This window comes from Streptomyces sp. NPDC017991 (assembly GCF_044328075.1).
Lineage (GTDB): Bacteria > Actinomycetota > Actinomycetes > Streptomycetales > Streptomycetaceae > Streptomyces.
In genome coordinates, this window is record NZ_JBIRGP010000027.1 from 1 (window position 1) to 7,074 (window position 7,074).

8 protein-coding genes and 1 pseudogene are annotated in these 7,074 nt (G+C 71.0%); 2 read left to right on the plus strand and 7 right to left on the minus strand.

The window, feature by feature from the left end:
• A partial coding sequence (locus ACH4DZ_RS43075; RefSeq protein ID WP_398295053.1) for an NAD-dependent epimerase/dehydratase family protein occupies positions 1–285 on the minus strand: 285 nt, incomplete at its 3' end.
• Between the two features lie 52 nt (positions 286–337).
• On the opposite strand from ACH4DZ_RS43075, the pseudogene ACH4DZ_RS43080 reads away from it, so the two are divergent.
• Positions 338–913: pseudogene (locus ACH4DZ_RS43080) on the plus strand (TetR/AcrR family transcriptional regulator); the annotation flags it as partial.
• A 216-nt stretch (positions 914–1,129) separates the two neighbouring features.
• Here the strand turns inward: ACH4DZ_RS43080 and ACH4DZ_RS43085 are convergent.
• Entirely contained in the window at positions 1,130–1,807 is a 678-nt protein-coding gene (locus tag ACH4DZ_RS43085) for a class I SAM-dependent methyltransferase (protein ID WP_398295055.1), read from the minus strand.
• Positions 1,808–1,961: 154 nt separating this feature from the next.
• Positions 1,962–2,270, minus strand: coding sequence for a helix-turn-helix transcriptional regulator (locus ACH4DZ_RS43090; protein WP_398295057.1), 309 nt, complete (start codon positions 2,268–2,270; stop codon positions 1,962–1,964).
• A gap of 141 nt (positions 2,271–2,411) precedes the next feature.
• On the opposite strand from ACH4DZ_RS43090, the gene ACH4DZ_RS43095 reads away from it, so the two are divergent.
• Positions 2,412–2,855: a zinc ribbon domain-containing protein gene (locus ACH4DZ_RS43095; RefSeq protein ID WP_398295110.1), complete on the plus strand. Its 444-nt coding sequence runs from the start codon at positions 2,412–2,414 to the stop codon at positions 2,853–2,855.
• Positions 2,856–2,967: 112 nt separating this feature from the next.
• Here the strand turns inward: ACH4DZ_RS43095 and ACH4DZ_RS43100 are convergent, their stop codons facing one another.
• Genes ACH4DZ_RS43100 through ACH4DZ_RS43115 form a run of 4 tightly spaced genes read right to left on the minus strand, consistent with a single transcriptional unit; the run spans position 2,968 to position 6,624 of the window.
• Positions 2,968–3,909 carry a 3-hydroxyacyl-CoA dehydrogenase family protein gene (locus ACH4DZ_RS43100; RefSeq protein WP_398295059.1) on the minus strand — a complete coding sequence of 314 codons (942 nt, stop codon included), beginning with the start codon at positions 3,907–3,909 and terminating at the stop codon, positions 2,968–2,970.
• Entirely contained in the window at positions 3,906–5,141 is a 1,236-nt protein-coding gene (locus tag ACH4DZ_RS43105) for an HAD-IIIC family phosphatase (protein WP_398295061.1), read from the minus strand. The genes ACH4DZ_RS43100 and ACH4DZ_RS43105 overlap by 4 nt, the downstream gene beginning before the upstream one ends.
• Positions 5,138–6,286, minus strand: a complete 1,149-nt coding sequence (locus ACH4DZ_RS43110; protein WP_398295063.1) for an acyl-CoA dehydrogenase family protein — start codon at positions 6,284–6,286, stop codon at positions 5,138–5,140. The genes ACH4DZ_RS43105 and ACH4DZ_RS43110 overlap by 4 nt, the downstream gene beginning before the upstream one ends.
• A gap of 29 nt (positions 6,287–6,315) precedes the next feature.
• Entirely contained in the window at positions 6,316–6,624 is a 309-nt protein-coding gene (locus ACH4DZ_RS43115) for an acyl carrier protein (protein WP_398295065.1), read from the minus strand.
• Positions 6,625–7,074 lie beyond the last annotated feature (450 nt).

Sequence of the window (7,074 nt, forward strand, 5' to 3'; positions counted from 1 at the left end):
GGCGAGGGCCTCCTGCTCCTCGCGGACGCACCGCGCGAGGGCCTCGGGTGAGGTGAAGTCGTTGCCGAAGGCGAGGTGGATGACGCCGTCCGCCTTCTCGGCGCCGCTCCGCAGCGTTCCGAGGTCGGCGAGTCCGCCCCGCAGTACCTCGGCGCCGGCGGCCTCGGCGTGTGCAGCGGAAGCGTCGGAGCGGGCGAGCGCCGTGATCGTGTGGCCCGCGCCGAGGAGTTCGGCGACGACGGCCGAGCCGACCAGTCCGGTTCCGCCCGTGATGAAGACATGCATGGCTGGCTCCTCAATGTGATGCGACAGGTGTCGCATCGACTAGGATGGCCGCATGCCCAGATGGAAGCCGGACGCGCGCCAGCGCCTGATCGTGGCGGCGCTTGAGTTGTTCGCCGAGAAGGGCTACGACGACACGACGGTCGCCCAGATCGCCGAGCGCGCCGGGCTCACGCGGAGCACCTTCCACCGCCACTTCGCCGACAAGCGGGAGATGCTCGCGGCGGGACAGGAGACCCTCAGCCGCCTGCTGGCCGAAGGGATCGCAGCCTTCCCCGCCGACGCGACGCCGATGGCGGCCGTCGCGGCCGGCCTGGAGCGCGCCTCGAACCAGATGACGTCCTTCAACCGTGAGCTCGGGCCGCTGATGCACGCGGCGGTCGAGGCGAACGACGAGCTGAAGCGGCGTGACGCGTCGAAGAGCACCGGTATGGCCGCGGCCATGGCCGACGCGCTGAGGGATCGGGGCGTACCGGAGACCGTGGCGCAGGTGGCCGCGGAACTCGGCGTCCTCGCGTTCAGGACCGGATTCAGCCGATGGACCGACCCCGCGCTGGACGAGAACCCCGGCGAGCTGGCACCTCTCACCCGCGCCGCCCTCGACGAGCTCCACGCGGCGGTCACGCAACTGCGCTGGCGGCGCACCAGACCGGCGCACCAGACCGGCGCGCCACGCCGTTCGCGACCAGGACGGTTTGAGTGGGAGCGTGGCCGGGCTCGAAGATCGCCTCGTTGGCCGGGTCTGCCTGCACACCGTCAGGAAGCCGCGGGTCTCGCGGACGGCGCATACATCAACCCCGGCCCACCGTCCGCCCAGGTGCCGGGCCTGTTGCGGGTGGAGGTGCCGTCAGCGCAGCCGACGCGCCCGCAGTACTACGTCGTCGGTGTGGTGCGCCCCGGCGCCGCCGTCAGGTGCCACCCGCGGCCGCTGCTCGTCCACCTCCACCGTCCAGTCGTCGTCGAGCAGAGCGGCGACCATCGAGGGCCAGATGTAGTCGGCCGGATCGAATCCGCCGTTGTCCGGCTGCTGGGTGTGCATCCCCGCGTGGTGCACGAGCAGCAGCACGCCACCAGGGGCGACGGCGTCGAGCAGCGCCCGCTCGGCCGCGGCGTCAGGGGTGCGCAGCAGGGCCGGGTACTGGGCGGAGACCAGGTCGAAGGAAGCAGGCGGAAGCGCCGCTTCCGCCAGCCCGGCGTGGACCCACCGCACCGTGGTGCCGGCGTCTCGCGCGTGCCCCGCTGCCCGCTCCAGCGCCACGCCCGAGACCTCGAGCGCGGTCACGTCCCAGCTGGCGCGCGCGAGCCAGATGGCATCCGCGCCCTCGCCGCAGCCGACATCGAGCACCCGCCCGGGCTCGAGCCCGGCGACCTCGGCCACGAGTGCACCGTTGGGCCGGCCGCTCCACAACTGTTGCCGGTCGGCATACCGGTTGTCCCACTCCGCCCGCACCGCGGGGTCGCCGACGTATCCGTCGGCAGTCAGGGGGATGTCGGACGCGGACGATCCTGCGATGTTGTCAGTCACGGCCTCACCGTCACCCATCGCGTCCCGACTGCGCCACTTCTGTTGCCGCTCCGGCAAAACGTGTGTCCGCGTCGCTGGTAGGGGTGTTAGCGGACGGTGTGCCGGTGACTTCGTCGCCAGCGTGAGCGGCGCGGTTCAGCACAGGACGCCTCGTTCAGCTTTCGTTCGCCACCGAGCGCGATGGCCGCCGTGCCTTGTTCCGCAACTGTGCGGCCGATGAGCCGACCACGCGGCGGAACGCGGTGCTGAGCGCGCTCTCGGACTGGTAGAACGTGGCCCGTGTGCGCTCGGAGATCGGCAGGGTGCCGCGGGCGAGGGCGTCGCGCGCGAGGCTCATGCGCCATTGGATCAGGTACTCCAACGGCGGGACTCCGACGTGGCTCTTGAAGGCATGAGCGAACGTGGAACGGGACCTGATGAGGCTGATCTCGGCGAGTTCCTTGCGGCTCCAGGAGTGGGCCACGTCCGCGTGCGCGGCAGGCAGGGCGGCGCCGGTGCCGCCCTCGTTCAGTGCGCCCAGGCAGCCGGTGGGCCGGTCCGTCGGCCCGCGTAGGTACGCAGCGTGTGCACGAGCAGGAACTCGTCGGCCTTCTCGACGGTGGTCATGTCTGTGTATCGGACAGGTGCGTTGGGGCTGGTCGGGATCACCGGGACGATTCGGCCCGGTGCGTGGCAGTCTGACTGTTCCATCCAGACGATCTCGTGGTACCGGTGCACCGCTGTGTCATTCCGGTGTATCAGCCAGCAGGACAGGATCGACCCCGAGACCGTGGTCACGCAGGTGGTCGATCACCCGCTCGGCCTCGTCCGGAGACGGTCGATCTTCGAGCCGACCTCCCTGACTTGCTCCACCTGCGGCGTCGGGGACGGACGCAAACCCCTGAACGTCCGGGAACGGACCTGCACCGCCTGCGGTGCCCATGACCGGGGCGTCAACGCTGCGATCAACGTGAAGACGGCCGCCGGACCGGCGATGTCGGCCTGCGGAGCGCCGGTCAGACCGGGAGTGGTCCCGGCGCAGCTCCCGACCGAGCTCCACGCCGCGTAGCGGCACGGCAACGGAACGGGAGGCCAGAATCCTCGGGCTTCAGTCCGAGGCGCACGTCAAGGGGACCCGGCAGGGTCTTGCGGCGGGCCGTACCTCCGTCGTCGGAGGCGTGTCAGGCGGGCGAGCGCCGGGTTGTGGGTGCCCGGTACTCATGGAAGCCCGCTCCGCTCTTGCGCCCCGTCCTGCCCTTGCCGACCAGCCGTGCCAGCAGTGGACACGGCTGGAACCTCTCGTCGCCGGTGTGCTGACGCAGGACGTCCAGTGAGTCGAGCACCGTGTCGAGTCCGATCAGGTCGGCCGTGGCCAGCGGCCCCATACGGTGCCCGAAGCAGCTCTGGAAGATGTCGTCGACCCGCGCGGCGTCCGCGGTGCCCGCCTCGACCACGGTGGCCGCCTCGTTGATGGTCAGCATCAGGATTCGGTTGGACACGAAGCCGGGGGCGTCGGACACCACGATGCCCCGCTTGCCGAGGCTGCCGAGGAGGGACAGGGCGCGGTCCAGCGTGTCCTCGGAGGTCGTAGGCGCGATGATGACCTCGACCGTCTCCTTGAGCGGGGCGGGGTTCATGAAGTGCAGGCCCAGCACCCGGTCGGCGCGGTCGGTGACGGCGGCCAGCCGGCCGATCGGAATGGCGGAGGTGCAGGAGGCGAGGACGGTCCGCGGAGTGCAGAGCGCGTCCAGCTCGCGGAACACCCTCTCCTTCGCGGAGGTGTTCTCCCGGGTGCACTCGACGACGAACGAGGCGTCGGCGAGGTCGCGGAGCTGGTCGCTCCAGCACACGCGGGAGGAGGGCGAGTCCGACGGCGAGGCGTCACCGGTACCGGGATGCAGCAGCCGGTGCAGACGTAGTCCGTCGAGCAACCGCCGGGGCGCGGTTGCCAGGGCGGCCGGATCGGTGTCGACGGTCACCACGGTGTACCCGGCCGCGACCAGGCATTGGGTGACCCCGACTCCCATCACGCCCGCGCCGACCACGCCGACCGGCGGCGCAACCCTGGCTGCGCCGACCTCGTCGGCACAGTCGCCGCCCGTGTGCCTTGCCGCGTCCGTCACTGACTTGTCCTCTCGTCGGCGTCCTCAACCCGGTCGGCCCTCTCCGTTCTGCCGCTCCCGCCGAATTCGCCGGTCCCGTCGGTTCCTTGGGTTCCATAGCTTCCGTGAGTTCCGTCGCTCCCGTGGGTTCCAGCGGTCTGTCGGGCGATATCGCCTGGGCTCGCTCCGCCCGGGGTGCCGACGCCGACGCCGACGCCGGCGCCTGCGGCGGCGGTGACGACGCGGACGTGGCGGGGACCGCGCGGGCGCGGCCGGTCGGGGTCCACGGCCAGCACCATCCGGTCGCCGTGCCGCTCGACGACCTCGAACCCGGCGAACCGCAGGGTCACCAGCATGGCCTGGTTCACCGGAGTGGACACGAACCGCGCCACCGGACGCAGACCCGCCCCTACCGCCCGGTGCACGACGTGGTCCAGCAGTACGGCGCCGACACCGCGTGACAGCACCCGGCACGAGGTCAGCAACAGCAGCAACACGCTGTCGGCTCCGGCCAGTTCCGAGACGGCGAGTCCGATCGTGCCGTAGGAGCCGAACCGGTCCCGCAACCCGGCGACCAGGACCTCGTGGCCGGGCGACGCGCTCAGGTGCCGCAGTTCGGTCATGTCGAAGGTGCGTCCGGTGGTGTTGAGCTGGTGGGTGCGTACGGTCAGTTCGTGGGCGCGCGCCAAGTCCCCCTCGCTCGCGCGCCGGACCGTCATGGTCAGATCGAGGGAGGCGAGGAACTCGCCCCTCGACCCCTCGAACTCCTGCTCGGCCCAGGTGCGGTGGCGCTCCACGCGGTACAGCCGACGGCGCTGCCGCGCCTCGTCCGTGACGAACTCGGGATTGAACTCGGGGCGGTCGGGCAGTTCGTCGAGCTGGTCGGCACGGTAGCAGCGGATGCCGGGGTGCACCGCGGCCACCTCCGCCCGTTCGACGGGGTCGTTGTCCACGAACGCGACGGCGTCCAGCGCGAGCCCGAGCGCGCGGGCGATCCGGTCCACGGCGTCGGACTTGCTGCCCCAGCCGATCTCCACCGCGCTGAACAGCTCGGCGAGGTCGTGGTGGGCCAGGTGAGCCGCGGAGGTCTGCGGATGTCCGCGGCTCGCCACCGCGTGCAGGATGCCCCGTCGGTCGAGGGTCCGCAGCGTCTCGACGGCGACGGCGAACGGCCGGGGCCGGTCGCCCTCCAGCACCACCCCGTCCCAGAGGGTGTCGTCGAGATCCCAGACCAGGCACTTCACCGTGCTCATCGGACCGGGCCGTCCGCCGTCACCCGGTCACCGGCCGTCCGTCCGGCCCGTTCGCGCAGCGCGTGGTCCCCGATGCGCACTTCTGCCACCTGTTCCGCCCCCTCGATCAGCTGGGTGATCCTCGCGTCCCGGAAGAAGCGCTCCACCGGACTGTCGGCGGTGCAGCCCGCGGCGCCCATCAACTGGAGGGCGTCCTGGCTCACTGTCGCGGCGGCCCCGGCCGCCGCGTACTTGGCGATCACGGTGTCCATCAGTGCCTCGGGACCGCCGTGCTGCCGCGATGCGGCGGCCCGTAGGCACAGTTCGCGAGCTGAGGAGGCGGCGACCACGGCACGTCCGAGCCGGGCCCGGACCACCTGGTGGTCGCGGAGGAGGACCGTCCCCTGCCGACGGGCGGCGGTGTGCGCCGAGACGTGGTCCACACAGGCCGCGGCCATGGCCGCGCAGCCCCACGCGACCGTGTAGCGGCCGTGGTCGAGCGCGGTCGCGGTGACATGGGAGAGCCCGAAGCCCGCAGGCGCCAACTGGTTCTCCTGCGGGACGCGTACGGAGTCGAAGCGGACGTGGGACACATGCGCCGCGCGTAGTCCGAGCAGGCCGCGAACCGGCTCCGTGGCGACCCCCGGCCGGTCCGTCTCGACCAGCACGGTGGCCAGGTGTCCGTCGAGCCGGGCGAGCACCAGGAGGACATCGGCGAGCCCGCCGAAGGTCACCCATCGCTTCCGGCCGTCCAGTACGAGAGCGGTGCCCTCGCGCCGGACGGTCGAGACCACGGAGGACAGTTCCGTGCCCGCGCCGTCCTCCGTGGCGGCGAATCCGGCCAGCAGGTCGCCGCCGGCCAGCGCGGGCAGCCAGCGGGACCGCTGCTCCTCGGTGCCCCAGCGCAGCACACTCGCGGCGACCATGCCCTGCACGGTCACCAGGCTGCGCAGCGACGTGCAGACGCCGCCCAGTTCGGCGCAGAGCCTCCCCAGCGCCAGCGGTGACGAGGCGTCTCCGCCGTACCGGGCGGGCAGGTCGCACGCGAGCAGACCGGCGCGGGCCAGGTCCCGGACGATCCCGGCGGGAATCTCCCCGGCGAGGTCCCAGGAGGTGGCGTGCGGCCGGACGGAGTCGGCGAACAGCGCCCCGGCCGTCTCATCCATGCCAGGACCCGCTCTTGTCGTCGGTCCGCTCAGCCATCCGCGGCCTCGCCCCTGTCCGGGGCACCGCTCACGTCCGGGAAACTGCCCGCCCGCGCCGGGCCGGGTGAAGGGGCGGCACGTTTGGCGCGGACGAATTCGACGGTACGGGCGAGAGTGCGGAAATTGTCCAGATCGAGGTCCTCCACCTCGACGACGACCGAGAATTCCCGTTCCACGAAGGTGACCAGTTCCAGGGCGAACAGGGAATTCGCGTTTCCCTGCTCGAAGTAGTCGTCGTGAATATCCAGGTCGACACCGGGCAGGGCCGAGGCCAGGAATGATCGAAGATTGTCGAGCACACTGTCCGTCGGAGGCGGGACCGGATCCGCGATCGGATCTCTGAAAGGATCTCCGACGGTATCCGGATGTCGATCGTCCACTCGGTCTCCTCAGGAAAGATCGGTCACGTCGCGCATCCTGGTCGTTCATATCATCGCGGCATACCGGTGGCCAAGAGCGTCTCCTGAACCCGCGTTGTGCCCGCAGGAGCAGGTGAAAGGCCACGAGCAGACCGGTGCGCGGCACGTCAAGGGGTGCTTTTCGGCGGATGGTCGACAGTGAGGGGATCGGTTTCCGGCCTCCTCGGGGCATTGCGGGCCGATGCGTTGTCGCTTTTCGTGGGCACTGTTAGCATCGCCGGGCTAGTGATCGGTCGGCGAATTCAATCGAGTGCACGGCGCGCCAGAGGCAGGACGCATATTCGTCACCTATTTCGATGACGGTGGGTGAACGGCGTCGGACCGCAGCTC